The organism is Burkholderia sp. S-53, assembly GCF_025560745.1.
In the GTDB taxonomy this organism is placed as follows: Bacteria; Pseudomonadota; Gammaproteobacteria; order Burkholderiales; family Burkholderiaceae; genus Burkholderia; species Burkholderia pyrrocinia.
Genome location: NZ_CP090483.1, coordinates 3,360,596 through 3,384,399, shown reverse-complemented (window position 1 = coordinate 3,384,399; position 23,804 = coordinate 3,360,596). Strand labels below are relative to the sequence as shown.

The window sequence follows — 23,804 nt, the reverse complement described above, 5'->3', positions numbered from 1 at the left end:
CCGATCGGTTAAAGCTGCGGTGCGAGCGCGCGGCGCGCGTCGTCGAGCGACAGCGCCATGCGCCGCGCGTAGTCCTCGAGCTGATCCTGCCCGATTTTGCCCACCGAGAAATAGCGGCTGTCCGGATGCGCGAGGTAGAAGCCCGACACGCTCGCGGCCGGCAGCATCGCCAGCGAGTCGGTCACGCTCATGCCGATCTCGTCCGCATGCAGCACGTCGAACATGTCGCGTTTCACGAGGTGATCGGGGCAGGCCGGATAGCCGGGCGCCGGGCGGATGCCCGCGTACTTTTCGGCGATCAGCGCGTCGTTGTCGAGCGTCTCGCCGCTCGCGTAGCCCCACAGCTCGCGTCGCACGCGTGCATGCATCGCCTCGGCGAACGCTTCCGCGAAGCGGTCGGCGAGCGCTTTCAGCATGATCGCGCTGTAGTCGTCGTGGTCGGCTTCGAACTGCTTTTCCTTCACGTCGACGCCGAGGCCGGCCGTCACCGCGAACATCCCGATGTAGTCGGCGACGCCCGATTCCTTCGGCGCGATGAAGTCGGCCAGCGAGCGGTTCGGCCGCATCACGCCGTCGACCACCGGACGCACGCTCTGCTGGCGCAGGTTGCGCCACGTGAGCAGCACTTCCGAGCGCGACTCGTCGCTGTAGATCTCGATGTCGTCGTCGTTGACGGTGTTCGCCGGCAGCAGCGCGATCACGCCGTTCGCGCTCAGCCAGCGGCCCTGGATCAGGCGCGCGAGCATCGATTTCGCGTCGGAGAACACGCGCCGCGCCGATTCGCCGACGATCTCGTCGTTCAGGATCGCCGGGTACGGGCCTGCCAGGTCCCACGTCTGGAAGAACGGGCCCCAGTCGATGTAGTTCGCGAGCTCGTTCAGGTCGTAGTTCTTGAACACGCGGCGGCCGATGAACTTCGGCTTCACGGGCGCATAGCCGGCCCAGTCGACCTTCGTCCTGTTCGCGCGCGCTTCGGCGAGCGTGACCATCGGCTGCGCCTTGCGGTTCGCGTGCTGGTCGCGGATGCGATCGTAGTCGGACTTCAGCTCGTCGAGGTACTTCGTCGCGCCTTCGTCGGACAGCAGGCTCGACGCGACCGACACCGAACGCGACGCATCGGGCACGTAGACGACCGGGCCCTCGTAGTGCGGCGCGATCTTCACGGCCGTGTGCACGCGCGACGTCGTCGCGCCGCCGATCAGCAGCGGGATCTTCTTCACGCGGAAATAGTCGTCGCGCTGCATTTCGGACGCGACGTAGGCCATTTCCTCGAGGCTCGGCGTGATGAGGCCCGACAGCCCGATGATGTCCGCGCCCTCGACCTTCGCCTTCGCGAGGATCTCGTTGCACGGGACCATCACGCCCATGTTGACCACTTCGAAGTTGTTGCACTGGAGCACGACCGACACGATGTTCTTGCCGATGTCGTGCACGTCGCCCTTCACGGTCGCGATGACGATCTTGCCCTTCGCGCGCACGTCGCCGCCCGCTTCCGCGAGCAGGCGCTTTTCTTCCTCGATGAACGGGATCAGGTGCGCGACGGCCTGCTTCATCACGCGCGCCGATTTCACGACCTGCGGCAGGAACATCTTGCCCTGGCCGAACAGGTCGCCGACGATGTTCATCCCGTCCATCAGCGGGCCTTCGATCACGTTGATCGGGCGACCGCCCGCCGCGTCGATCTTCGCGCGCACTTCTTCGGTATCCTCGACGATGAAGGTCGTGATGCCGTGCACGAGCGCATGCGAGAGCCGTTTCTCGACCGGCTGGTTGCGCCACTCGAGGTTCTCTTCCTTCTTCGCACCGCCGGCCTTGAACTTGTCGGCGATCTCGAGCAGGCGGTCGGTCGAATCCGCGCGGCGGTTCAGGATCACGTCCTCGACGCGCTCGCGCAGCTCGGCGTCGAGGTCGGCATACACGCCGAGCTGGCCGGCGTTCACGATGCCCATGTCCATTCCGGCCTGGATCGCGTGATACAGGAACACGGTGTGGATCGCCTCGCGCACCGGGTCGTTGCCGCGGAACGAGAACGACACGTTCGACACGCCGCCGCTCACCTTCGCGTACGGCAGGTTCTGCTTGATCCAGCGGGTCGCCTCGATGAAGTCGACCGCGTAGTTGTTGTGCTCCTCGATGCCGGTCGCGACCGCGAAGATGTTCGGGTCGAAGATGATGTCTTCCGGCGGGAAGCCGACTTCGTTCACGAGGAAGTCGTACGAGCGCTTGCAGATCTCGGTCTTGCGTTCGTACGTATCGGCCTGGCCGGTTTCGTCGAACGCCATCACGACGGCGGCCGCGCCGTAGCGGCGGATCAGGTTCGCGTGGCGGCGGAACGCTTCCTCGCCTTCCTTCAGCGAGATCGAGTTCACGATCGCCTTGCCCTGCACGCACTTCAGGCCGGCCTCGATCACGTCCCACTTCGACGAGTCGATCATGATCGGCACGCGCGCGATGTCCGGCTCCGACGCGATCAGGTTCAGGAAGCGCACCATCGCCGCCTTCGAATCGAGCATCGCCTCGTCCATGTTGATGTCGATCACCTGCGCGCCGTTCTCGACCTGCTGGCGCGCGACGGCGAGCGCCTCGTCGAACTGGCCGTTGAGGATCATCCGCGCGAACGCCTTCGAGCCGGTGACGTTGGTGCGTTCACCGACGTTGATGAAGAGCGTTCCGGACGTGACGTTGAACGGCTCGAGGCCGGCGAGGCGCATCATGTGATCGGTCATGGCGGTGCGGATTCTGGTGATGAAGGGCGTGGGGCGGTCGGGTCAGGCGTTGTCGCTGTACTGGTTCGGCCAGCGGCGCGGCTTCACGTCGGCGAGCGCCTTCGCGATTTCGGCGATGTGCTCGGGCGTCGTGCCGCAGCAGCCGCCCGCGAGGTTCACGAGCCCGGCCTGCGCGAATTCCTTCAGCAGGCCCGACGTGACGTCCGGCGTTTCGTCGAAGCCGGTGTCGCTCATCGGGTTCGGCAGGCCCGCGTTCGGGTAGCACGACACGTAGGTGTCGCACAGCTTCGCGAGCTCGGCGATGTACGGGCGCATCAGCGCCGCGCCGAGCGCGCAGTTCAGGCCGAACGTGAGCGGCTTCGCGTGGCGCAGCGAATTCCAGAACGCCTCGACCGTCTGGCCCGACAGGATCCGGCCCGACGCATCCGTGACGGTGCCCGAGATCATGATCGGCAGGCGCTCGCCGGTGTCTTCGAACAGCTCGTCGAGCGCGAACAGCGCGGCTTTCGCGTTCAGCGTGTCGAAGATCGTCTCGACGAGGAACAGGTCGACGCCGCCGTCGAGCAGCGCCTTCGCCTGCTGGTAGTACGCATCGCGCAGCTCGTCGAACGTGACGTTGCGCGCGCCCGGATCGTTGACGTCCGGCGAGATGCTCGCCGTCTTCGGCGTCGGCCCGATCGCGCCCGCGACGAAGCGCGGTTTGTCGGGCGTCGCGTATTTCGCGGCCGATTCGCGCGCGAGCTTCGCCGATTCGACGTTCATCTCGACGACGAGATCTTCCATCCCGTAGTCGGCCTGCGCGACCGTCGTCGCGCCGAACGTGTTGGTTTCGACGATGTCGGCGCCGGCCGCGAAGTACTGGTCGTGGATCTCGCGGATGATCTGCGGCTGCGTGAGCGACAGCAGTTCGTTGTTGCCCTTGATGTCGCGCGGGAAATCCTTGAAGCGCGCGCCGCGATACGCGGCTTCGTCGAGCTTGTAGCGCTGGATCATCGTGCCCATCGCGCCGTCGAGGATCAGGATGCGCGATTTCAGCAGCGCGGGCAGTGCGGCGCCGCGCGTGTAGGGCGCGTCGAGCGGGACGGAAGCGGCGAGAGGAGTCGCAGACATGGGCGGAAGACCGGCGAAGACGGGAAAACCGTCATTGTAGCCGGTGCGCCTGGCCGCCGCCCGGCCTCGCGCCGTGCCGGGCGGGCGGCCAAATGAAAACCCCCGCCGGCGAACCGGACGGGGGCATGATCGGAGTGCTCGCGGGCGCCGCGTCGGTGCGCGGCGAATGGCCCGGCCGCGCGAGGCGCCGGGCAGTGGGCCGTCAGTGCAGCACGACGGGCATCATCATCAGGCTGTCGAATTGCCCGAGGAATTCGTCGACTTCGTCGAGCGACGGTTCATCCTCGATCAGCTGCTTCACGTGCGCGCGGAATCGTTCGGCAAGTTCGCCGTCGATGAAGATCTCGCGCTGCGCGTTCTTGTCGACGATCTCGTATCCGCCGGCATTCATCAGATGATGGCCGGCCTGCGGCGCAAATTCGACGACGCAGTAGTTGGGGCTGTTGTAGATCATTTGCATGGCGGCACTCCTCTTCGCAGTGGCATCTGGCCTTGTTGTCCCCTAGGTGGGGCGAGCCTTGCCGGTTTCAAGGGGCTTGCGCTGCACACCCCGGTCCCGTTGCGTGGGGTGTATCGGTTAGAAGCCGATGTCTATGAAACGTTTCTTATTGTCTGCCGGTGTACGGAAATAGTTGTTAAAGAGTGTCATCGGCCATTTCGCGGAAATCTGTAATCGGTCGAAATTGCCGATCCCTGTGCGTTCACTGTGCGACAGGCGACGACGCCGGTGGTGCGGTCGGTTGCGCGGGCGGTTGCATGATGGCAGACGGTGCGGGTTGCGCCGGTTCCGCGGACGGTGCGGCCGATGCATCGGGCGTCGATGTGCCGGCGGGCGCGTTCGTTGCGCCGCCGGTGGGCGCGGCATCGGACGGCGTGGCCGGCGCCGCGAGCCGGCCGTGCCACAGCAGCTCGATCTGCGCGCCGTTCGGTTCGCTCTGCACGAGCCGCGCGGGCAGCCAGCCGAGCGATGGCGCGAGCCACATGTCGATGCGGCGCGTGTCGCCGTCGCGGCGCGGCAGGCGCATGAAGTGCCGCGCGTCGATGATGCCGGCCTGCGTCTGCACCTGCTCGTCGCCGATCACCGTGATCGGCCAGGTCTCGCCGCTGTTGTTGTCGATCACGAAGAACTGCTGCGTGACGCCCGGCTTGTACGCGGACGGGTTGCCGCGCAAGAGCCCCGACAACTGCATCAGCATGCTGAAGCGGTCCTGCACGCCGTCGGGCAGCGGCGCGTTGTTCGGCGTGCGCGTGAACACGACCTGCCGGATCTCGCGGTTGAAGATCGCGATGTCTTCCGGCCGCTTGCCGCGCTTCTCGACGTAACGGTCGGGCGCGACGCCGAACGCGTCGATGCGGCCTTCGCTGCGGTAGGTGAACGGGCCGACGAACGGCACCGGCATCGATACCGACAGGTCGTAGGTGTGCCCGTCGGTGCGCCAGTGGATCGTGCCGATCATGTTCTGCATCCCGTTGTAGAACGTGTCGTACTGCAGGTCGCCGGACGGCGGCGCGGCGAACTTCACGCCGTTGGTCGTGGGGCCCGGTGTCGCGGCGCTGCTGGCGCCCGCGGCCGATGCGGCATGCGCGCCCGATGCATCCGGTACGCCGCTCGCCGCGGACGCGGCAGCCGGCGGCTCGCCGTGCTCGGCCGCCTGCGTCGACGTGAGGACCGGCTCGGGTGACGGTGCGGGCTTCGGTGCAGCGGCCTTGGGTGCGGCCGGCGCGGGGGCGGACGGATGCTCGACCGGCTTCGGCGCGGCAGGAGCGGGCTGGCGCTCGATCGGCTGCGGCTTCAGCAGCTCGATCTGCACGGGGATCTCGGCGGGCGCGGGCGGCGTGAACGATTCGCGATTGCGCATCAGCCAGATCGCTGCGAGCGCGTGCAGCACCAGCACGACGACGAGCGCGACGCCCATGCGCAGCCAGCGGCGGGGCAGGGCGTGACTCGGGCGGATGTCGGCAGGCTGCATGGGCTTCGGAACGGGGTCGGGGTGGTCGCGTGACGTCGGGCGTGCAATGCGTGCCACAGGAATCGGACCGTCGGAGGCGCCACGCGTTCGCGGTGCGTGGCGGGTACCGCGTATCGCGTACCGTGCGCGTCACGCGTCGCGTGCGTCGGGACTATAGCCGAGTTCGTAAGACAGTTTCTGCGCGCACGCGCGCAGGGCGGTGTCGATCTCGCCGCCCCACGCAATATCGAACGAGCCCTCCTGGCCGAGCGCGACGATCGCGAGCGCGAGTTCGCCGACCGCGTCGAACACGGGCATGCAGAACGCGTGGATCGTCGGCAGCAGCATCCCTTCGACGCGCGCGGCCTCGTGCTCGCGCACGTCGGCGAGCACCGCGTCGACCTCGTCGAGCGTGCGCGGGCCGCCGTGATGCGGCGAGCGGCGCGTATCGGCGAGTTCGCGCTCGAGCATCGCGGCGGTCTTGCTGCGCGGCAGGTACGCGGCGAACAGCAGCCCCGTCGCGGAGCCGAGCAGCGGCATCACGTCGCCGAGCTTCAGCGAAGCCTTCGCGGGATGGCTCGATTCCATCCAGTGCACGATCGTCGGCCCCTGGTTGCCCCACACCGCAATGCCGACCGTCTGGTCGAGGCGGTCGCGGAACTCGGTCAGCGCGATCCGCGCGAGCTTCACGCCGTCGACGCGCGCGAGCCGCGCGAGCCCCATCTGCAGCGCGAAGCCGCCGAGCTCGTAGCGGCCCGACACGGGATCCTGCGACACGACGCCGAGCCGCGAGAAGCTGACCAGGTAGCGGTGCGCCTTCGCGGGACTCATGCCCGCGCGCTGCGCGAGGTCGCGCAGCATCATCGCGCGCGGCTCGCTCGTCAGCACGTCGAGCAGGCGGAAGCCGACCTCGATCGACTGGATGCCGGAACGGACCTTCTCGCCGTGCTCGCCGGAAGCGGCGTCGTCGGTGTCGGAGTCGGCGAGATCGTCGTCGGGAAGCGGGCTGGCGGGCATGGGCAACGGGTGCGCGAAGTGCGGCAGGAATCGGGGCGAACGCGGCATGCGCGATCGTCGCGCGCCGCATGGATTCACCATCGTAAAATAGATTCCTTCCATCGTCACTACAACGGCAGAACTCCCTATGAAACTTGCTTCGCTGAAGGACGGCACGCGCGACGGCCAGCTGATCGTCGTGTCGCGCGACCTGCACACCGCGGCGATCGCCGACGCGATCGCGCCGACGCTGCAGCGCGTCCTCGACGACTGGGCGTTCTACGCGCCGCAGCTGCGCGACCTGTACGACGCGCTGAACCAGGGACGCGCGCGCAACGCGTTCGCGTTCGACCCGGCCAACTGCATGGCGCCGCTGCCGCGCGCGTTCCAGTGGGCCGACGGCTCCGCGTACGTGAACCACGTCGAGCTCGTGCGCCGCGCGCGCGGCGCGGAGATGCCGCCCGAGTTCTGGACCGATCCGCTGATGTACCAGGGCGGCAGCGACGATTTCCTGGGGGCCCGCGACGACGTCGTGTGCCCGTCCGAGGAATGGGGCATCGATTTCGAGGCGGAAGTCGCGGTGATCACCGGCGACGTGCCGATGAGCGTTTCGCCCGACGATGCGCTGAAGGCCGTGCGGCTCGTCACGCTCGTGAACGACGTGTCGCTGCGCAACCTGATCCCGGCCGAGCTCGCGAAGGGCTTCGGCTTCTTCCAGAGCAAGCCGGCCACCGCGTTCGCGCCGGTCGCCGTGACGCCCGACGAGCTCGGCGACGAATGGCGCGACGGCCGCGTGCACCGGCCGATGATCGTCCACTGGAACGGCAAGAAGGTCGGCCAGCCCGATGCGGGCACCGACATGGTGTTCCACTTCGGCCAGCTGGTCGCGCACGCGGCGAAGACGCGCAACCTGCGCGCCGGCTCGATCGTCGGTTCGGGCACGGTGTCGAACAAGGACGCGAAGCGCGGCTACTGCTGCATCGCCGAGAAGCGCTGCCTCGAGACGATCGAGCACGGCGCGCCGCAGACCGAATTCATGCGTTACGGCGACACCGTGCGCATCGAGATGTTCGACGCGGCCGGCAAGTCGATCTTCGGCGCGATCGAGCAATCGGTCGCACCGCCCGACGGCGCGGCGTAAGCCACGCAGGGCACGCGACGCCCGCGCGAAACCCGGCCCCGGCCCGCGCGCCGGGTTTCGCCTGATGTTTGCCCGCGCGGGCTTGGCTACACTCGATTCAAGCGCCTCGCAAGGAGCAGCAAATGGCCGATCTCGCCGCGTACGGCGGTTACGAAGCACTGAAGGTGACGCGCCGCGACCATGGCGTGCTCGATATCGTGATGAGCGGCGAGGGTGCGAACCGCAGCGGCCTCGCGACCGCGAACGCGCGCATGCATCGCGAGCTCGCCGACATCTGGCGTGACGTCGACCGCGATCCCGACACGCGCGTCGCGGTGATCCGCGGCGAAGGCAAGGGCTTTTCGGCGGGCGGCGATCTCGCGCTCGTCGAGGACATGGCGAACGACTTCGACGTGCGCGCCCGCGTGTGGCGCGAGGCGCGCGACCTCGTCTACAACGTGATCAACTGCAGCAAGCCGATCGTGTCGGCGATGCACGGCCCGGCCGTCGGCGCGGGGCTCGTCGCCGGGCTGCTCGCCGACATCTCGATCGCCGCGAAGGATGCGCGCATCATCGACGGCCATACGCGGCTCGGCGTCGCGGCCGGCGACCACGCGGCGATCGTGTGGCCGCTGCTGTGCGGGATGGCGAAGGCGAAGTACTACCTGTTGCTGTGCGAGCCCGTGAGCGGCGCGGAGGCCGAGCGGATCGGGCTGGTGTCGCTCGCGGTCGAGCCCGCCGACCTGCTGCCGAAGGCGTACGAAGTGGCCGAGCGGCTCGCGCACGGTTCGCAGTCGGCGATCCGCTGGACCAAGTACGCGCTGAACAACTGGCTGCGCACGGCCGGGCCGACCTTCGACACGTCGCTTGCGCTCGAATTCATGGGCTTCTCGGGCCCCGACGTGCAGGAAGGCATCCGCTCGCTGCGCGAGCGGCGTCCGCCCGACTTCCCCGGCGACGCGCCGTTCTGACGCGCTATGATCGAACCACGCGCGGCTGCGCGACGCATGGCAGCCGCCTCGCTCCCCCAGTCAACCAGGATGCCCGTATGACGACCGATGCCTCCGGCGCCAACCCTTTCGCCGGCTTTGCCGGCTTCAAGCCCGCCGACATGATGGACCGGATGTGGGACATGATGCGGATGTCGCCGTTCGGCGGGATGACGTCGTTTCCGGGCGCCACGCAAGGGCTGCCGCCGTCGCTGTCGAGCATGTCCGACATGATGGCGCCGCTCACGAGCGTCGAGGAACTCGACAAGCGGATCACCGATCTGCGCGCGGTCGAGCAGTGGCTGAAGCTCAATCTCGGGATGCTGCAGTCCGCGATCCAGGCGCTCGAGGTGCAGCGCGCGACGCTGGCGACGCTGCGTGCGTTCGGCGCGTTCGCGCAAAGCTCGATGTCGGCGGCCGAGGAAGCGGCCGTCGCGGCGGCGCAGGCGGCGAAAGCCGCGTCGGCGTCGCCGGGCGATGCGGCGCCGGCGGCGGACGGTGCGGACGCGCCGCCGGCAGGCGACGCCGCACAGCAGACATTCGACCCGGCCGGCTGGTGGAACCTGCTGCAGACGCAGTTCAACCAGCTCGCGAGCCTCGCGATGGCGCAGCCGGGCATGCAGCCCACGGCGCCGGACGACGTGCCGCCGGACGCGGCCGCCCCGCCGGAGCAGGCTGCGAAGCCGGCACGGGCGGCAGCCACGCCGCGCAAGCCCGCCGCGAAGCGCGCGAAGCCGGCCGGTTCGGCCGCGGCGAGCGCGGCGGCCGCTTCGTCGCCCGAAACCCGTCCGCCGAAGCGTTCGACGTGACGGGGCACAGCTAGCAGGTCGATCATGCGGCTCGCGCTCGTTCTGATGGGAGGCGGCGCACGTGCCGCCTATCAGGTCGGCGTGCTCAAAGCGCTGGCCGAGATCGCGCGCGAGGCCGATCCGGACCGGCACACGCTGCCGTTCGCGGTCGTGTGCGGCTCGTCGGCCGGCGCGATCAACGCGACGTCGATCGCGAGCCACGCGGACGACTTCTCCCACGGCGTGCGGCGCCTGCTCGAATTCTGGGAGCCCCTGCGCCCCGACTACGTGTACCGCACCGACTGGCTCGGTATCGCGGCCGCCGGCGCGCGCTGGCTCGCCGCGATGACGTTCGGCTGGGCGGCCCGCCGTTCGCCGCGCGGGCTGCTCGACAACGCGCCGCTCGCGCATCTGCTGCAGCGCGAACTGAGCTTCCACCGGATCGAGCAGATGCTCGAGGCGCGGCTGCTGCACGCGCTCGCGGTGACGGCGCTCAGCTATTCGAGCGGCCGGCACCTCACGTTCTACCAGGCGGCCGAGCCGATCCAGGCATGGCGGCGGGCGCAGCGCACCGCGCGGCTCGTCGACCTGTCGGCGTCGCACCTGCTCGCGTCGTCGGCGATTCCGTTCGTATTCCCGGCCGTGCCGCTCGTGCTCGACGGGCAGATCGAATACTTCGGCGACGGTTCGATCCGGCAGATCGCGCCGCTGTCGCCGGCGATCCACTTCGGCGCGGACCGGATCGTCGTCGTCGGCGCGGCCGACCCGCGGCCCGAGATACCGGCCGCGAACGGCGCCGGGCTGGTGCGCGGCTATCCGACGCTCGCGCAGATCGGCCAGCAGGTGCTGGCGAGCGTGTTCCTCGACTCGATCGGCTCGGACATCGAACGGATCGAGCACATCAACCGGATGATCGAGCACCTGCCGCACCAGGTCGAGGTCGACAGCGGCTGGCGGCACGTCGACGTGCTCGCGATCGCGCCGTCGGAGCGCATCGAGCTGATCGCCGCGAAGCACCTGAAGCAGATGCCGGCGGCGATGCGCGGGCTGCTCGGCGCGGTCGGCGGCAGCCAGCCGGCCGGCGCGTCGTTCGCGAGCTACCTGCTGTTCGAGGAGGCGTTCACGCGCGAACTGATCGAACTCGGCTACGGCGACGGACGTGCCCAGCGCGACACGCTCGCCGACTGGATTGCGCGGGCGGACGGCGGCAGCGGGCCGGCAGCCGGCACGCCGCCGGAAGACGGCCTCGCGACGGGAGAAATACGGGTCTGATGTGCGCGGATGGCGCGAGGTTGTGTTTTTGCGACGGTCGGGCGCGACCGATCGCCGCACCGGGATTGGCGGCGCGCGACCGGGCAGGCGTCTCGGAAGCGTCATACACGCGTGATATCATGGCCGCCGCCGTATACACCACATCGAGCAGCCCGCCGATCCGGCATCCGCACGGGAACCCTATGGGGACCCTTACGGGAGCCCGCCTGGGGCAGGGGACGGGCTCGCCAACGAGCCGGCCAGCGCCGGCCCCCAACTCAGGCAAGCGCGGCCGGTTCCGTTCGGACGGAGCGTGGCTGCGGCGTGCCCAACGGCGGCGGCGCGGCCGCCCGGCTGCCGGACGCGGAATCAGCGTCCGGTCGGTCGGTTTCACGCGTAAAATTACAGTCTTGGCTGCAAAAAGCGCGCTTGGTGCGCCTTTGCGGCAACAGTCACGTTTAGAGAAGTCGCATTGCGCAGAACAGGGGTGGGACCATCATGAACACGATGCTTTATCCGGAACTTTACAGGTCGCTCGAAGCTGTCCGCTGGGACATGGAGAAGGACATTCCGTGGGACAAGTTCGACGCTTCGCTGCTCACCGACGAGCAGGCGAAGACGATCAAGATGAACGCGATCACCGAATGGTCGGCGCTGCCCGCGACGGAAATGTTCCTGCGCGACAACCAGCACGACAGCGACTTTTCCGCGTTCATGAGCGTGTGGTTCTTCGAGGAGCAGAAGCATTCGCTCGTGCTGATGGAATACCTGCGCCGCTTCAAGCCGGAAATGGTGCCGACCGAAGAGGAACTGCACGCGGTGCGCTTCCAGTTCGACCCGGCGCCGCCGCTCGAAACGCTGATGCTGCACTTCTGCGGCGAGATCCGCCTGAACCACTGGTATCGCTGCGCGGCCGACTGGCATACCGAGCCCGTCATCAAGCAGATCTACGAAACGATCTCGCGCGATGAAGCGCGCCATGGCGGCGCGTACCTGCGCTACATGAAGAAGGCGCTGAACAACTGCGGCGACGTCGCGCGTGCCGCGTTCGCGAAGATCGGCGTGCTGATGGCGTCGGCGCGCCGCACCGAGAAGCCGCTGCACCCGACCAACCTGCACGTGAACCAGGCGCTGTTCCCGCGCGACACCGTGCAGTCGCGCCTGCCCGATCCGGAATGGCTCGAGCGCTGGCTCGACGAGCAGATCCGTTTCGACGGCGAGTGGGAAAAGAAGGTCGTCGAGCGCATCCTGCACAACCTGTCGATCCTGTTCGAGCGCACGTTCGCGACCGCGCAGGAACTGAACCGCTATCGCAAGGAAGTCACCGGCCGCCTGCAGGCCGAAAGCGGCCCGTCGTCGGCCGCGCAGCCGGCCTGAGGCCGGCGGGCGCTGCAGCCGGCGTGAGTCGCGCCGGCAGCATTGCGCCGTTTCGCGTCCGTTGCATGAAGCCCGCCCGGCCGGTCCGGCGGGCTTTTTATCTGGCGCCGCCGCTGCGTCCTGCCGTCGGGGCCGCCGCGCGCGCCATCGTTCATTCCGTCCGATCTCCATCATGTCCGCCACCTTCGAACGCAAGCTGATCACCCGCGACGCCCTCGTCGCCCTGCGCGCGTCGCTGCCGTCGCCCGTCGTGTTCACCAACGGCGTATTCGACATCCTGCATCGCGGCCACGTCACGTATCTCGCCGATGCGAAAGCGCTCGGCGCATGCCTGATCGTCGGCGTGAACTGCGACGCGTCGGTGCGCATGCTCGGCAAGGGCGACGACCGGCCGATCAACCGCGAGGACGATCGCGCGGCGCTGCTCGCGGCGCTGGAAAGCGTCGACTGGGTCGTGAAGTTCGAGGAACAGACGCCGGTGTCGCTGATCGAGGCCATCCGTCCGGACATCCTCGTGAAGGGCGGCGACTACGACATGGATGCGCTGCCGGAATCGGCGCTCGTGCGCAGCTGGGGCGGCCGCGCGCTGGCGATTCCGTTCGAGCACGACCGCTCGACCACTGCGTTGCTGAAGAAGGTCCGCGCGCAGCAGCCCTGAGCGCGGACCGGCGCCGTCAGGGCGCGGACGCGGCGAGCGGTGCGGCCGTGACGGCCGGCGACGCGATCGGGCCGCCGACGAGAGCCTGGTCGGACGCGTGCGCCAGCGGCGTCACGCGCAGCGCGTCGGGTTGTACCTGCCGCGACAGCACGCCCGGTTCGCGCGGGCCGGCTGCCGGTAGCGGCCCGAACACGCCGCGCGCCACCACGAACGCAAGCATGTTGGCGAGAAAGAGAACAGCGATCAGCCAGCGCAGCATCGTCGACACTCCTTTTCGTTGTTCAGTCGTTCACTCGGATCGGCCGCATGGCCGGCCTTTTCGTCGTTTCCGTGACTGTTCGCAACAGTCAGGCAACGCAGCTGTGACCTTTGCGGCGCGGCCTGCCGTCTGTATCGCCGCCGCGGCGCGCATCTCCACCGTCATAGCGACGAAGCCCTGCATGGGCATTCGTCGAAACCACCGCCGCGACTGCGACGCCGGCAAATTTCTGTCAATCCTGCGCCGCTTCCGCGGCAATCAGCGCGAGCCCGGACAGGATCAACGCGTCGTGCCGCGTGTGCGGGACCGTCAGCGCACGCGCGACGTCGTCCGCCGCGCCGCCTGCCAGCACGAGCCGCACGGGCGCCTGCCACGCGGCGGCGAGATCGCGCCACGCGCGTTCGATCAGCCCGGCCTGCGCATACAGGCAGCCGGCCGACAGCGAGCGCGGCGTATCGACCTGGAACGGCTCGGCCTGCGCGCCCGCGAGCAGCCCGCTCGCGATGTCGGTAGTCAGCGTCGGCAACTGCGCGGTGTGCGTGCCGAGCGCGCGCATCATCAGCGCCCAGCCCGGCGCGATCAGCCCGCCCGTGAAGCGGCCGTCCGCGCGCAGCGCCTCGAGCGTCGTCGCGGTGCCGAACGTCGCGATCAGCAGGTGCTCGCCCGGAAAGGCCGCGTGTGCGCCGATCAGGCCGGCCCAGCGGTCGCTGCCGAGTTGTTCGGGTGTCGTATAGCCGTTCGTCACGCCGCATTGCGTGTGACGCGAGCGTATCGTCGTGCGCGGCAGTCCCGGCCAGCGGGCGTCGAGCAGTGCGTCGATCCGTGCGGCCACGTCGGCGCCCGCGACGTTCGAGATCCATGCGCCGCGCGGACGCGGCAGGTTCGACCAGTCGGGATCGGCGCCGCCGTCGCGCGCGTGGCCGAACGCGCCCGTGTCGACGAGCGTGCGCTGCGCGTCGGCGAGCGCCCACTTGATCCGGCTGTTGCCGGCGTCGATCAGCAGATGCGGCTCGCTCATTGCGCTTCGCGCAGCGACACGTCGCCGGCCGCGATCGCCTGCACGCCGTTCGGCGTGTCGAGCAGCAACTGACCGGTCGCATCGATGCCGGTCGCGATCCCGCGCGCGCGTTCGACACCCTGTTCGAGCAGCACGACTTCGCGCCCCGCATACGCGTGCAGCGCGTGCCAGCGCGGCAGGAACGGCGCGAGCCCGTCGGCGCCGAACTGCGCGAGCGCGGGCGTGAGCGCGTTCAACGACGCGGCGAGCGTATCGGTGAGGTTGGCCGACGCGCACGCGATCGACAGCGCGGCGGGCTGCAGCCCGCTCGCGAGCGTCGCGTCGCGCGCGCGCAGCGCGTCGACCTGAGCAGCGACGGCTTCCGCACCGCGCACGTTGATGCCGAAGCCGATCACGACGGCGGTCGCGTCGGCGGTGGTCCAGACGGTTTCGATCAGGATCCCGCCGAGCTTGCCGACGATGCGGGGTGTGCCGTCGTCGGTAGCCGTCAGCAACAGATCGTTCGGCCATTTGAGCGCGACGCGCGTGCGGGCGTCGAGCGGTAGCGCGGCCAGCCCTTCGGCGAGCGCGACGCCGATCGCGATGCTGAGGCCGCCGAGCGCGTCGACCGGGCGCGGCACGATGCAGCCGACCGAGCACAGCAGCGCGTTGCCGGGTTGCGCGAACCACGGGCGGCCCTGCCTGCCGCGGCCTGCCGACTGCTCGAACGCAACGCGCACGAGCGGCGCGGGCAACGCGTTCGCACTGCGCGGCAGCGCCTTGAGCCGCGTCGCGACGTCGGCGTTGGTCGAGCCGGTGGCGGCGACGATATCGAGCGGCCACGCACGCGGCGCGGCGTCCAGGTGCGCCTCGAGCCGGTTGCGCGCGATGTGCGCGTCGCCGGAATCGGGCGTGTCGGAGGAGGTGGGGGCGTTCATGGTGACTATTGTAGCGACAGGGGGCGAGGGGCGCGTCGGGATGCGGGGAGGCGTTTGTCGGGGCGCTTGCCTGGATCGTCGCGACGCGTTGGCTCGAATTTCGTTGCCGTCAGGCGAAGATGTCGTTCATTCAAGCGGAAGTGCATCGTCCAGCAAAGTGAAGTCTGGCCCGTTCTCGCCGGATGATGAGGAAAACATAGTCGACCCATATAAATTGATTAGGATTTCGAATTCGTCTGATTGATTCCATTTTGCTGATTGGGCATTTTGGATGCCAGCCATTGACGACGGGGAATCCAGATGAGCAACGGGCAAGAGTCGCCACCATCTTCTTCTACGGTTATCCGCCGGCTTGCTGCGGAAAGCAGCGGGAGTATCTGGGCCGGCAATAAGGCAGTCATCGAATCGGGACCGGTTCGTCCTTATGCGGATACGAAGCGTTCGAGTGCAACGGTTCGAGGCGAGCCTGCATGATTCGTTATTTCCTCGCCAAAGGCGACCGCGGCGGTAACGCCGTGATTACGGAAGGGCTGGAGTCCGTCACATGTTCCAATCCTCCCCCGCGCGTACAGATCGCCACGCTCTACATGAAGACCTACTGCGCAGCTTGCAAACAGGAAGGGTTCATCGCGCCGGAAGGTCCGCGTTTGCCTGGTACGGGGCCCAATGGCAAACCATGGGCATTGAGCGGCGATATCAATGTATGTGGATGCAACCCGCCTCCTGTGTTCTATGCGGAGCGGGGCATGAAAATGATCGTGACCTCCGAAGAGGCGAGGGCGTCCGAGAAAGACAAGCTAGCTCAAACAGCCGATGACAAAGGGGAAGTCGTAGCGACACGAGCGGACGTCGCGCCCTGCTACGACGAACAGGTGCGTGTCGGCATAGGCACCACGTTACCGCAGAACTATCCATATCTGATCGAAATGAGTAACGGGCGCACCTTCGCAGGGTACGTGAATGGTGATGGCGTGTTGCCACGTATCCATTCCGAGACCGCCGACAGTTACACGATCTATTGGGGCGAAGACGCTCTTGTACACAAGGACTGGACGCCATGCCAAACAGCCCTACAACGGTAAGAACGAACACGACGCCCGATTCCATCAAGGGTGTGCAACTGAGGGCGGTAACATTCAAGGAGCTGTGGGACGCCTACCCGTCGGGTAACCCCTATGAGAATCCAGCTTATACCAATCAATGCGCCATTCGCATAAGCGTCACCTTTCATCGAGTTGGCATCGAAATGAAGTCTTTTTCGTCGAAACTGGTTAAGCCGCTTGGTGGTCAGTCGAGCATCGGGCGAATCCTGCTGAATGGAAAAGCAACCGCCACGCGCGCCAATGAACTCGGGGAATGATTGAAGCTGCAGCCTTTTGCGGGCCTGGGGAGGGCGGAAAACGTCACTGGGCCGGACTGGGAGCCGAGGGTCAAGGGCCGCACCGGCATCATTATGTTTGACGGCTACTGGGAGCGCGAGGGAGAAGCTACGGAAAACGCTAGCGGAGGGCACATTGACCTGTGGAATGGGAATCGGCTGACGATAAGCAGTCCATTCAATATATTCGCGACAACTGGTCGCTTGCTCGGACGACATTCGTTTAGACCAGGGCATGCATTCGGTTGGTCGGACTTGAGGAACTCGAGGCGTATCCTGTTTTGGGAAGTTCGATGAGGCGGATCGGATTTGCTGCAACTTTCGCGGCGCTTGGGCTTGCCAGTCTATGGTGGTGGTCCGCCGCCGATGCCGAAATCTGTCGGCGTTTCCCGCAACTTTGTGTTCCAAGTGGTTGCAAGGAGATTGGGGCATGCGCAATCGGTTTTTGGGATGGGGTGGTATTCCTTGCCGCTATCTTTGGGCCGTCGATCGCATTTGGCGTTGTAGCAGTGTTCTTTGCCGGGAAACGGCGCCGCTGGACACAGTGGGCAGTGGTGGCTGGGGGACTTGTCGCGGCGCATTGGTTTGTCATGCTCGTATTCAGACTGATATGAAACACGTTCGTCAAGAGCCGTCGAGACCGATCTGCTCGCAATACTCAGCCTTTTCGTCGATGGGCCGAAATTGTTGAGAACGGTAATTGGGGCAATTGCTGGCGCGATCATAGTCACGCTTGTTTGTTGGGGTGGCTTATATTTGTTTGGCGTATTGGTTCTTCATGGGAAAGGAAGTCTATTCGATGCGAACCCCCAAGTTGCAAACCTGTTTTTTGCTGGTTGGTTTATGTCCGTGGTTGTGGCCTCGGTAATTGGCGGCTGGCGCAGGCATGTATGGGAACGAAGTCGGGCAAGAAAATAGCGGAAGGCGTGACAATTCATGCCGACGTAGGGCTGCCTTGTATTTGATTGGGATGTTCGATCAAGCGGGGGGCTGGACGACGACTTGGCTCGCACAGCAACGCAAGCACTTGCAGTTGGCGTCCTGCATCACCACAACCTCACCACCGCTATCGTTTGCGGAACCCGGTGTCGTGATTGCACCGGCGCCGTCGTCATCTTGATATTCCCGATCGGCGAGGCTACGTTCGATATATCCGCTCCGGCGGCCCGCGCGGCGAGTGCCAGGCATCCTCGTCGTTGCCGCATCGAGGGAAATGGCAATGAACAAGCTTGATTCGTGTTCGAGCCTGTCCAGCCTGTTCGAGCGCTTTCGCCGCAAGACGACCCGGATCTCCGATGCCGTCGAGCCCCCGATGACGCGCGCCTGTCGCCGGCTGATGGACTCGCTCGCGTCGGCAAGGTCGGCGGTGCGCTAAGGTATGTCGCATGCGCACCAGCACTGACGCGGCGGCGGACCGTTTTCAAGGAGGTGGCCATGCAACTCCACATGCATTCGCACCATTTCGCGCGCCGCATTCCGGTGTGGCGAGCCGCCGTGATCGGCGGGTGCTTGGCCGGTGCGGTTTTCCTCGTTATCCAGGTCGTCGCGGCGGCAATCATCGGACACGACGCGTGGGCGCCGCTGCGCATGATCGCGGCCATCTACTTCGGCGACGACGCGCTCGCGCCGTCGACCACCGTCGAAGTTGGGACGCTGCTGGCTGCGCTGGGCGTGCACTTCGCGTTGTCGATCGTATTTGCGCTAATCCTGGCCGTGATCATCGCGTGTTTCAGCCTGGATTCGAGCGTCGGGATGGCCAGCGTGACGGGGGCCGTGTTCGGCGTACTGCTGTACGTCGTCAACTACTACGGTACGACTCAGTTGTTCCCGTGGTTCGCCGACGGGCGAGGCTGGGTGAGCGCGCTCGATCACATCGTCTTCGGACTGATCGTGTCCGACGCGTACATGCGTCTGGAACGACCCGCGCAGAGCGGCGCCGCCTGACGGGATGCCGCGACGGCACCCGGCCAGGCGGCAGGGGCGCATCACGGCGCGACGACCGGGTGCTTCAGCGCATGCGCGGTCTCGATCCACTGCGCGTGGAATTCGTCCGCGTCGGGCTGGAGCCCCAGTTCGCCGTTGCGATAAGCCATCGCGAGTGTCTGCACGGCTTCCGGCAGCTCGTGTTCGGCGGCCCGGCGATACAGCGCGAGCGCGCGCGCCTCGTCGCGCGGCACGCCGCTGCCGTCGCGGTACGCGTTCGCGAGCATGAAGTCCGCGGCCGGGATGTCCGCGCGCGACGCGATGTCGAACCAGTGCGCGGCCTGCACCGGGTCGGCGGCGATGCCGTAGCCGCTGCGATAGATCAGCCCGAGGTAATACGCGGCGGCCGGGTCGCCCTGTTCGGCCGCTTCGCCGAGCAGCGTGCGGGCGCGTGCGTAGTCCTTCGGGATGTCGCCGCTGCCCAGCAGCAACGCTTTGCCGAGCGCGAGCTGCGCGCGCCGCGCGGCCGGCGCGTCGGCCTTGCCGTCGGCCTGCGCGGCGGTTTCCAGCCAGCCGCGCCCCTCGTCGCGCAGCCCCGGTTCGCGCGCGTCGACGAGCGCGATGCCGAGCGCCGCCTGCGCGGCGCCCGACCCGCGACGCGCAAGCGTACGCAATTGCGCGAGCGCATGCGGCTCGACGGCCTGCGTGACCATTGCCTGCCACTCGTCGAGCTGCGCGGCGCTCGGCACGGGGCCGGCGCCGCGCAAGCCGGTCGCAGCGACCACGGCCGCGACGGTCACGGCCGCCGCCGCGAGCAGCGCGGCCGGCGGGAGTTTCGCGCGCAGCAGGCGCCGCGCGGCGGCGGCGAAGCCGGTTTCGGCCGGCCGCATCGTCCGGATCGGTTGCATTGCGTGTCTCATTGCGTGAGGTCGATCTCGTAGGTGGCGAGGTTCTTGCCCGAGCCGTCGTCGGCCGCGATCTGCGTGATGCCGGTCAGGCCGGCCGCGGCCGCATCGCCGAGGCGGTTCGGCGCGGATGCGAACTGCACGTGCGCGACCGAGCTTGCGAGCTTCGTGAAGCGCCAGCTGCGCTGCGCGCCGTCGGCCGCGCGCGTGATCGCGCCGCGCTTCTTGATGAATGCGATCAGCACGTCGCGGTTCGCGTCCGGCGACGCGAAGATCGTCTTGCTGCCGTCGAGGCCCGGGAAGTTGCCGCCGCCGCTCGCGCGATAGTTGTTGGTCGCGACGATGAACTGCGCGTTCGGGTCGATCGGCGCGCCCTTGTACGTCAGGTTCCTGATCCGGCTGCCGGCCGGCTGCGTGACGTCGATTTCGTACGCGAGATCGGCCGACGTGAACATGTCGAAGTTGTAGCCGGGGAAGCTGCTGACGAGCTTCTGCACGGTCGCTTGCGTCGGATCGATCCGGTTGAAGCGTTTCGCGGCGGTTTCGAGCCAGTTCTTCACGTCGGCGCCGCTCACCTTCACCGCGTACACGGTGTTCGGATACAGGTACAGGTCGGCCGCGTTGTTGATCGCGAGTGCGCCCGGCGCGACGTCGGTGTAGTCGCTGCCGCCGCCGAAGCCGCTCTTGAACGGCGCGCTGACCGACAGCACCGGCAGCGACGCGTATTGCGGCAGGTTCGCCTGCACGTAGGTCTTCACGTAGTCGGCCTGCGCCTCGTTGACGATCTGGATCGCGCCCGGGTCGCCAACATCCGCGAAGTACGAGTTCATCCGGTAGTCCGTCGAGCCGATCGGCGTCTTCACGTAGTCGATCGTCGCCTGGTGCTCGGCGGCGATCGCCGCGGATACCGACGGATCGGCCGCGACGTAGGTCTTGTCGGCGTTCTGGATCGGCCGCGCCTCGACGGTCGTCTGCGACTTGTCGACGCTCCACGTCTTGCCGTCGAACTTCAGGCCGAGCTTGATCACGCCGAGGTGCTTGCCCCAGTAGTTGGCCATCACGGTCGGCACGCCGTTGACCGTGCCCTTGACCTTGTCGACGCCCGGCAGGTTGAACTGCGACACGGTGCTGTTCGCGTCCGGGAACACCTGGTGCGAGTGGCCGATCAGCATCGCGTCGATGCCGGCTACCGTCGACAGCCACCAGCTGCCGTTCTCCATCGTCGGCGTATACGCGGAATTGTCGAGGCCGCCGTGCGAGATCGCGACGACGAGATCGGCGCCCTTCGCGCGCATCTCGGGAATGTACTTCTCGGCGGCTTCCTTCAGGCCGGTCGTGTAGACCTTGCCGTCGAGCCAGCGCTTGTCCCAGCTCATGATCGCGGGCGGCGTGAAGCCGATGATGCCGATCTTCACGGGCGCGCTGACCGTCTTGCCGTCCGGCGTTGTCGCCGTCACCGTGCGGGTCAGGATCGTGTACGGCGTGAACAGCGGCGCGTTGGTCTTCGCGCTGATCACGTTCGCGAGCACCTGCGGGAAGTTCGGGCCCGCGCACTTCTTCTGCTGGGCCGGAGCCGGCAGGCCGTCGACCTCGAACGTGTTGCCGGTCACCTGCGACAGGTACGGCAGCCCGTAGTTGAACTCGTGGTTGCCGATCCCGCCGCCGTCGAATTTCGCGGCGTTCATCACCTTGTAGATCGCGAGCGTCTGGTCGCAGCCGATCGGCTTCACGAGCGCCTGGTAGTCCGACAGCGCGGTGCCCTGGATCGTGTCGCCGTTGTCGAGCAGCAGCGTGTTCGGGTACTGCGCGCGCGCCTGCGCGATCAGCGTCGACACGCGCTCGAAGCCGAGCGAATTGTCGGCGGCGAGCTTGAAATAGTCATACGACAGCACGTTGGTGTGCAGGTCGGTCGTCTCGAGCAGCGCGAGCGTGGCCGTCGTGCCGACGGGCGCCTGGGCCTGCGTCTGCGACGACGGCGGGGCGGTGACGTCGTCGCCGCCGCAGCCGGCGAGGGCAAAGGCGAGGCTGGCGAGCGCGGCGGCGGCCGGTACACGGCGGCGGGAAAGCGGGGGGAAACGCATCGGTTGTCCTGTTCGGTGTTCTGTTCTGTTATGGCGAGGTGCGCATCGAAATGGCGGCGCGGGGCGCCGACGGCCTGAGATGCGGCGCGTGAGAGTATCGAAAGGAAACGTGACGGAAGAATGAAAGGTGCTGATGCCGACGGCGAACCGAGGTGGCCTCCGGGCGGACCCGGGCCGCGCGCCCCCGGCCAGGCGCCCCGGCCGGGCGCCCCCAAGGAAATCCTCACGTCGCGGCGGCGGGCGGTTCGCTACAATGGCCGCTGTCATCCTTTTGCAAACAACCTGCCCTTGGACTTCGAGACTCCTCCCGGCCTGTCGGTCGACGCCGGCGGCCAGGGCCGGACGGTGCGCCTGACCGGCCAGTGGACCGCGCTTGCGCTCGCGCGCAATCGCGGCGCGGTCGCGCGCCGCGTCGCGAGCATCGCGTCCGGGCGTGTGAGCGAATGGGATCTGTCCGGCATCGAGCGGCTCGACCACGTCGGCGGCCAGGCGCTGTGGCGCGTGTGGGGCCGCCAGCTGCCGGCCGGCGTCGCGCTGAGCGACACGCAGCGCACGATCTTCGAGCGCATCGAGCGGCTCGACAGCGCGCGCGAGGCGCCCGAGCGCGTCGTGCGTTTCGATCCCGTCACGCGGCTCGGCCGGGCGATCTTCACGTTCGGCGAACACCTGCAGGGCGGCATCGCGATGTTCGGCCTCGTGATCCTCGATGCGCTGTCGGTGCTGCGCCGCCCGAAGACGATGCCGTGGAAGGAGACGTCGGCGAACATCTACAGCGCGGGCGCGCAGGCGCTGCCGATCACCGCGCTCGTCGCGTTCCTGATCGGCATCGTGCTCAGCTACCTGTCCGCGCAGCAGTTGCAGATGTTCGGCGCGAACCGCTACATCGTGAACATCCTCGGGCTGTCGGTGATCCGCGAGCTCGGCCCCGTGCTGTCGGCGATCCTCGTCGCGGGCCGCTCGGGCTCGGCGATCACCGCGCAGATCGGCGTGATGCGCGTGACCGAGGAGCTCGACGCGATGCGCGTGATGGGCATCCCGCACGGGCTGCGGCTGGTCCTGCCGCGCGTGCTCGCGCTCGGCGTCGCGATGCCGCTGCTCGTGATGTGGACCAACATCATCGCGCTGACGGGCGGCGCGCTTGCCGCGAAGCTCGTGCTCGGGATCGACGTCAACTATTTCGTGCGCTCGCTGCCGGGCGTCGTGCCGATCGCGAACCTGTACATCGGCGTCGGCAAGGGCGTCGTGTTCGGCATGCTGATCGCGCTGGTCGCCTGCCATTTCGGCTTCCGGATCAAGGCGAACTCGCAGAGCCTCGGCGAAGGCACGACCACGTCGGTCGTGTCGTCGATCACGGTCGTGATCCTCGCCGACGCGGTGTTCGCGATCCTGTTCCAGAACGTGGGGCTCGGATGAACACATCGAACGATCCGGCGGCCGGTGCCGCGCCCGCCGATGCCGCGGCCGCCCACGCCGCGGCGGTCGGCACGCAGCCGGCCGCAGCAGCGGAGGCCGGCGACCTCGTGATCGAGGTGCGCAACCTGACCAAGCGCTACGGGCGCAACATCATTCACCAGAAGCTCGACTTCGACGTGCGGCGCGGCGAGATCGTGTCGATCGTCGGCGGCTCGGGCTCGGGCAAGACGACGCTCGTGCGGCAGATCCTCGGCCTCGAGCGGCCGACGTCGGGCACGATCAAGGTGTTCGGCGAGGATACGTCGACGATCGACGCCGCGACCGCGCGGATGATGCGCACGCGCTCCGGGATGCTGTTCCAGCAGGGTGCGCTGTTCTCGTCGATGACGGTATTCGACAACGTCGCGCAGCCGCTGCGCGAGCTCGGCCGCGTGCCGCCGGACCTGCTGAACGACATCGTGATGCTGAAGCTCGAGATGGTCGGGCTGCCGTGCAAGCACGCGTCGAAGATGCCGGCCGCGCTGTCGGGCGGGATGGTGAAGCGGGTCGGCATCGCGCGCGCGATTGCGCTCGAGCCCGAGCTGCTGTTTCTCGACGAGCCGACGGCCGGCCTCGATCCGCAGGCGACCGAAGAATTCGTCGAGCTGATCGCGACGCTGCACCGCACGCTCGGGCTGACCGTCGTGATGGTGACGCACGATCTCGACACGATGGTCGCGCTGTCGACGCGCGTCGCGGTGCTGGCCGACCGCAAGGTGCTGGTCGCCGCGCCGGTCGAGGAGGTCGCGAACGTCGACCATCCGTTCATCCACGAATATTTCCTGGGGCTGCGCGGGCGCCGTGCATTGCAGGCGCTGCCGCCCGAGCGGCGCGCGAAGCTGCCGAAGGCGGCCCTCGAACCGGCGCTGTCGAGCGCCGAGCTGTAGCAAGCAGGCAAGGACAAGGA

Annotated in this window: 21 protein-coding genes and 1 pseudogene; 12 read left to right on the top strand and 10 right to left on the bottom strand. The window is 67.6% G+C overall.

The window, feature by feature from the left end; all coding sequences use genetic code 11:
• Window positions 1-8 precede the first annotated feature (8 nt).
• The 5 genes from metH to LXM88_RS20710 form a co-directional block, all read right to left on the bottom strand.
• The gene (gene metH / locus LXM88_RS20730) at window positions 9-2,726 is read right to left on the bottom strand and encodes a methionine synthase (RefSeq protein ID WP_262537219.1); all 2,718 of its coding nucleotides are present in this window, start codon (window positions 2,724-2,726) and stop codon (window positions 9-11) included.
• Between the two features lie 42 nt (window positions 2,727-2,768).
• A complete protein-coding gene (locus LXM88_RS20725; RefSeq protein WP_262537216.1) occupies window positions 2,769-3,836 on the bottom strand; it encodes a homocysteine S-methyltransferase family protein in 1,068 nt (355 codons plus the stop codon).
• Between the two features lie 202 nt (window positions 3,837-4,038).
• Entirely contained in the window at window positions 4,039-4,296 is a 258-nt protein-coding gene (locus tag LXM88_RS20720) for a BTH_I0359 family protein (protein ID WP_006477667.1), read from the bottom strand.
• Between the two features lie 241 nt (window positions 4,297-4,537).
• Entirely contained in the window at window positions 4,538-5,806 is a 1,269-nt protein-coding gene (locus LXM88_RS20715; RefSeq protein ID WP_262537098.1) for a DUF3108 domain-containing protein, read from the bottom strand.
• Window positions 5,807-5,935: 129 nt separating this feature from the next.
• Window positions 5,936-6,802, bottom strand: coding sequence for an IclR family transcriptional regulator (locus tag LXM88_RS20710; RefSeq protein WP_262542889.1), 867 nt, complete (start codon window positions 6,800-6,802; stop codon window positions 5,936-5,938).
• Between the two features lie 127 nt (window positions 6,803-6,929).
• On the opposite strand from LXM88_RS20710, the gene LXM88_RS20705 reads away from it, so the two are divergent.
• The 6 genes from LXM88_RS20705 (at window position 6,930) to rfaE2 (ending at window position 12,964) form a co-directional block, all read left to right on the top strand.
• A complete protein-coding gene (locus LXM88_RS20705) occupies window positions 6,930-7,922 on the top strand; it encodes a fumarylacetoacetate hydrolase family protein (protein ID WP_262537096.1) in 993 nt (330 codons plus the stop codon).
• Between the two features lie 122 nt (window positions 7,923-8,044).
• Entirely contained in the window at window positions 8,045-8,872 is an 828-nt protein-coding gene (locus LXM88_RS20700; RefSeq protein WP_047899145.1) for an enoyl-CoA hydratase/isomerase family protein, read from the top strand.
• A 77-nt stretch (window positions 8,873-8,949) separates the two neighbouring features.
• Window positions 8,950-9,699 (top strand): PhaM family polyhydroxyalkanoate granule multifunctional regulatory protein, encoded by a 750-nt coding sequence (locus LXM88_RS20695; protein WP_262537093.1) that lies wholly within the window; start codon window positions 8,950-8,952, stop codon window positions 9,697-9,699.
• A gap of 24 nt (window positions 9,700-9,723) precedes the next feature.
• Complete coding sequence (locus LXM88_RS20690) at window positions 9,724-10,950, top strand: patatin-like phospholipase family protein (RefSeq protein ID WP_262537091.1); 1,227 nt, start codon at window positions 9,724-9,726, stop codon at window positions 10,948-10,950.
• A 477-nt stretch (window positions 10,951-11,427) separates the two neighbouring features.
• Window positions 11,428-12,306 carry a diiron oxygenase gene (locus tag LXM88_RS20685; RefSeq protein WP_011353352.1) on the top strand — a complete coding sequence of 293 codons (879 nt, stop codon included), beginning with the start codon at window positions 11,428-11,430 and terminating at the stop codon, window positions 12,304-12,306.
• 172 nt (window positions 12,307-12,478) lie between these two features.
• Window positions 12,479-12,964: a D-glycero-beta-D-manno-heptose 1-phosphate adenylyltransferase gene (gene rfaE2 / locus LXM88_RS20680; protein WP_262537077.1), complete on the top strand. Its 486-nt coding sequence runs from the start codon at window positions 12,479-12,481 to the stop codon at window positions 12,962-12,964.
• Between the two features lie 16 nt (window positions 12,965-12,980).
• On the opposite strand, the gene LXM88_RS20675 is transcribed toward rfaE2, so the two are convergent.
• The 3 genes from LXM88_RS20675 to LXM88_RS20665 form a co-directional block, all read right to left on the bottom strand.
• Complete coding sequence (locus tag LXM88_RS20675; RefSeq protein WP_262537075.1) at window positions 12,981-13,223, bottom strand: hypothetical protein; 243 nt, start codon at window positions 13,221-13,223, stop codon at window positions 12,981-12,983.
• Window positions 13,224-13,455: 232 nt separating this feature from the next.
• Entirely contained in the window at window positions 13,456-14,241 is a 786-nt protein-coding gene (locus LXM88_RS20670) for a type III pantothenate kinase (RefSeq protein ID WP_262537072.1), read from the bottom strand.
• Entirely contained in the window at window positions 14,238-15,158 is a 921-nt protein-coding gene (locus LXM88_RS20665; protein WP_262537071.1) for a biotin--[acetyl-CoA-carboxylase] ligase, read from the bottom strand. The genes LXM88_RS20670 and LXM88_RS20665 overlap by 4 nt, the downstream gene beginning before the upstream one ends.
• A gap of 470 nt (window positions 15,159-15,628) precedes the next feature.
• On the opposite strand from LXM88_RS20665, the gene LXM88_RS20660 reads away from it, so the two are divergent.
• From LXM88_RS20660 to LXM88_RS20645, 4 genes and pseudogenes are all read left to right on the top strand, one after another.
• Window positions 15,629-16,240 (top strand): hypothetical protein, encoded by a 612-nt coding sequence (locus LXM88_RS20660; protein ID WP_262537070.1) that lies wholly within the window; start codon window positions 15,629-15,631, stop codon window positions 16,238-16,240.
• Window positions 16,216-16,833: pseudogene (locus LXM88_RS20655) on the top strand (type VI secretion system amidase effector protein Tae4). Before LXM88_RS20660 ends, LXM88_RS20655 begins: the two are co-directional and overlap by 25 nt.
• A 922-nt stretch (window positions 16,834-17,755) precedes the next feature.
• Entirely contained in the window at window positions 17,756-17,911 is a 156-nt protein-coding gene (locus tag LXM88_RS20650; protein ID WP_262537068.1) for a hypothetical protein, read from the top strand.
• Between the two features lie 59 nt (window positions 17,912-17,970).
• The gene (locus LXM88_RS20645) at window positions 17,971-18,480 is read left to right on the top strand and encodes a hypothetical protein (protein ID WP_262537065.1); all 510 of its coding nucleotides are present in this window, start codon (window positions 17,971-17,973) and stop codon (window positions 18,478-18,480) included.
• A gap of 41 nt (window positions 18,481-18,521) precedes the next feature.
• Here LXM88_RS20645 and LXM88_RS20640 read toward each other — a convergent pair whose 3' ends face one another.
• Together LXM88_RS20640 and LXM88_RS20635 are read right to left on the bottom strand one after the other, a co-directional pair.
• A complete protein-coding gene (locus LXM88_RS20640; RefSeq protein ID WP_262537062.1) occupies window positions 18,522-19,367 on the bottom strand; it encodes a tetratricopeptide repeat protein in 846 nt (281 codons plus the stop codon).
• An 8-nt stretch (window positions 19,368-19,375) separates the two neighbouring features.
• Window positions 19,376-21,445: a bifunctional 2',3'-cyclic-nucleotide 2'-phosphodiesterase/3'-nucleotidase gene (locus LXM88_RS20635; RefSeq protein ID WP_262537059.1), complete on the bottom strand. Its 2,070-nt coding sequence runs from the start codon at window positions 21,443-21,445 to the stop codon at window positions 19,376-19,378.
• Between the two features lie 288 nt (window positions 21,446-21,733).
• On the opposite strand from LXM88_RS20635, the gene LXM88_RS20630 reads away from it, so the two are divergent.
• Together LXM88_RS20630 and LXM88_RS20625 are read left to right on the top strand one after the other, a co-directional pair.
• Complete coding sequence (locus LXM88_RS20630) at window positions 21,734-22,858, top strand: MlaE family ABC transporter permease (protein ID WP_262537057.1); 1,125 nt, start codon at window positions 21,734-21,736, stop codon at window positions 22,856-22,858.
• Window positions 22,855-23,784 carry an ABC transporter ATP-binding protein gene (locus LXM88_RS20625; protein ID WP_262537055.1) on the top strand — a complete coding sequence of 310 codons (930 nt, stop codon included), beginning with the start codon at window positions 22,855-22,857 and terminating at the stop codon, window positions 23,782-23,784. Before LXM88_RS20630 ends, LXM88_RS20625 begins: the two co-directional genes overlap by 4 nt.
• Window positions 23,785-23,804 lie beyond the last annotated feature (20 nt).

Bases quoted from the DNA above. Each gene is read 5' to 3' on its own strand.
- LXM88_RS20675 (WP_262537075.1), bottom strand. From the start codon at position 13,223: ATGCTGCGCTGGCTGATCGCTGTTCTCTTTCTCGCCAACATGCTTGCG.
- LXM88_RS20650 (WP_262537068.1), top strand. From the start codon at position 17,756: ATGAACAAGCTTGATTCGTGTTCGAGCCTGTCCAGCCTGTTCGAGCGC.
- LXM88_RS20725 (WP_262537216.1), bottom strand. From the start codon at position 3,836: ATGTCTGCGACTCCTCTCGCCGCTTCCGTCCCGCTCGACGCGCCCTAC.
- LXM88_RS20625 (WP_262537055.1), top strand. From the start codon at position 22,855: ATGAACACATCGAACGATCCGGCGGCCGGTGCCGCGCCCGCCGATGCC.
- LXM88_RS20690 (WP_262537091.1), top strand. From the start codon at position 9,724: ATGCGGCTCGCGCTCGTTCTGATGGGAGGCGGCGCACGTGCCGCCTAT.
- rfaE2 (WP_262537077.1), top strand. From the start codon at position 12,479: ATGTCCGCCACCTTCGAACGCAAGCTGATCACCCGCGACGCCCTCGTC.
- LXM88_RS20670 (WP_262537072.1), bottom strand. From the start codon at position 14,241: ATGAGCGAGCCGCATCTGCTGATCGACGCCGGCAACAGCCGGATCAAG.
- LXM88_RS20645 (WP_262537065.1), top strand. From the start codon at position 17,971: ATGCAACTCCACATGCATTCGCACCATTTCGCGCGCCGCATTCCGGTG.
- LXM88_RS20710 (WP_262542889.1), bottom strand. From the start codon at position 6,802: ATGCCCGCCAGCCCGCTTCCCGACGACGATCTCGCCGACTCCGACACC.
- LXM88_RS20640 (WP_262537062.1), bottom strand. From the start codon at position 19,367: ATGCAACCGATCCGGACGATGCGGCCGGCCGAAACCGGCTTCGCCGCC.
- metH (WP_262537219.1), bottom strand. From the start codon at position 2,726: ATGACCGATCACATGATGCGCCTCGCCGGCCTCGAGCCGTTCAACGTC.
- LXM88_RS20665 (WP_262537071.1), bottom strand. From the start codon at position 15,158: ATGAACGCCCCCACCTCCTCCGACACGCCCGATTCCGGCGACGCGCAC.
- LXM88_RS20715 (WP_262537098.1), bottom strand. From the start codon at position 5,806: ATGCAGCCTGCCGACATCCGCCCGAGTCACGCCCTGCCCCGCCGCTGG.
- LXM88_RS20685 (WP_011353352.1), top strand. From the start codon at position 11,428: ATGAACACGATGCTTTATCCGGAACTTTACAGGTCGCTCGAAGCTGTC.
- LXM88_RS20660 (WP_262537070.1), top strand. From the start codon at position 15,629: ATGATTCGTTATTTCCTCGCCAAAGGCGACCGCGGCGGTAACGCCGTG.
- LXM88_RS20700 (WP_047899145.1), top strand. From the start codon at position 8,045: ATGGCCGATCTCGCCGCGTACGGCGGTTACGAAGCACTGAAGGTGACG.
- LXM88_RS20720 (WP_006477667.1), bottom strand. From the start codon at position 4,296: ATGCAAATGATCTACAACAGCCCCAACTACTGCGTCGTCGAATTTGCG.
- LXM88_RS20635 (WP_262537059.1), bottom strand. From the start codon at position 21,445: ATGCGTTTCCCCCCGCTTTCCCGCCGCCGTGTACCGGCCGCCGCCGCG.
- LXM88_RS20705 (WP_262537096.1), top strand. From the start codon at position 6,930: ATGAAACTTGCTTCGCTGAAGGACGGCACGCGCGACGGCCAGCTGATC.
- LXM88_RS20695 (WP_262537093.1), top strand. From the start codon at position 8,950: ATGACGACCGATGCCTCCGGCGCCAACCCTTTCGCCGGCTTTGCCGGC.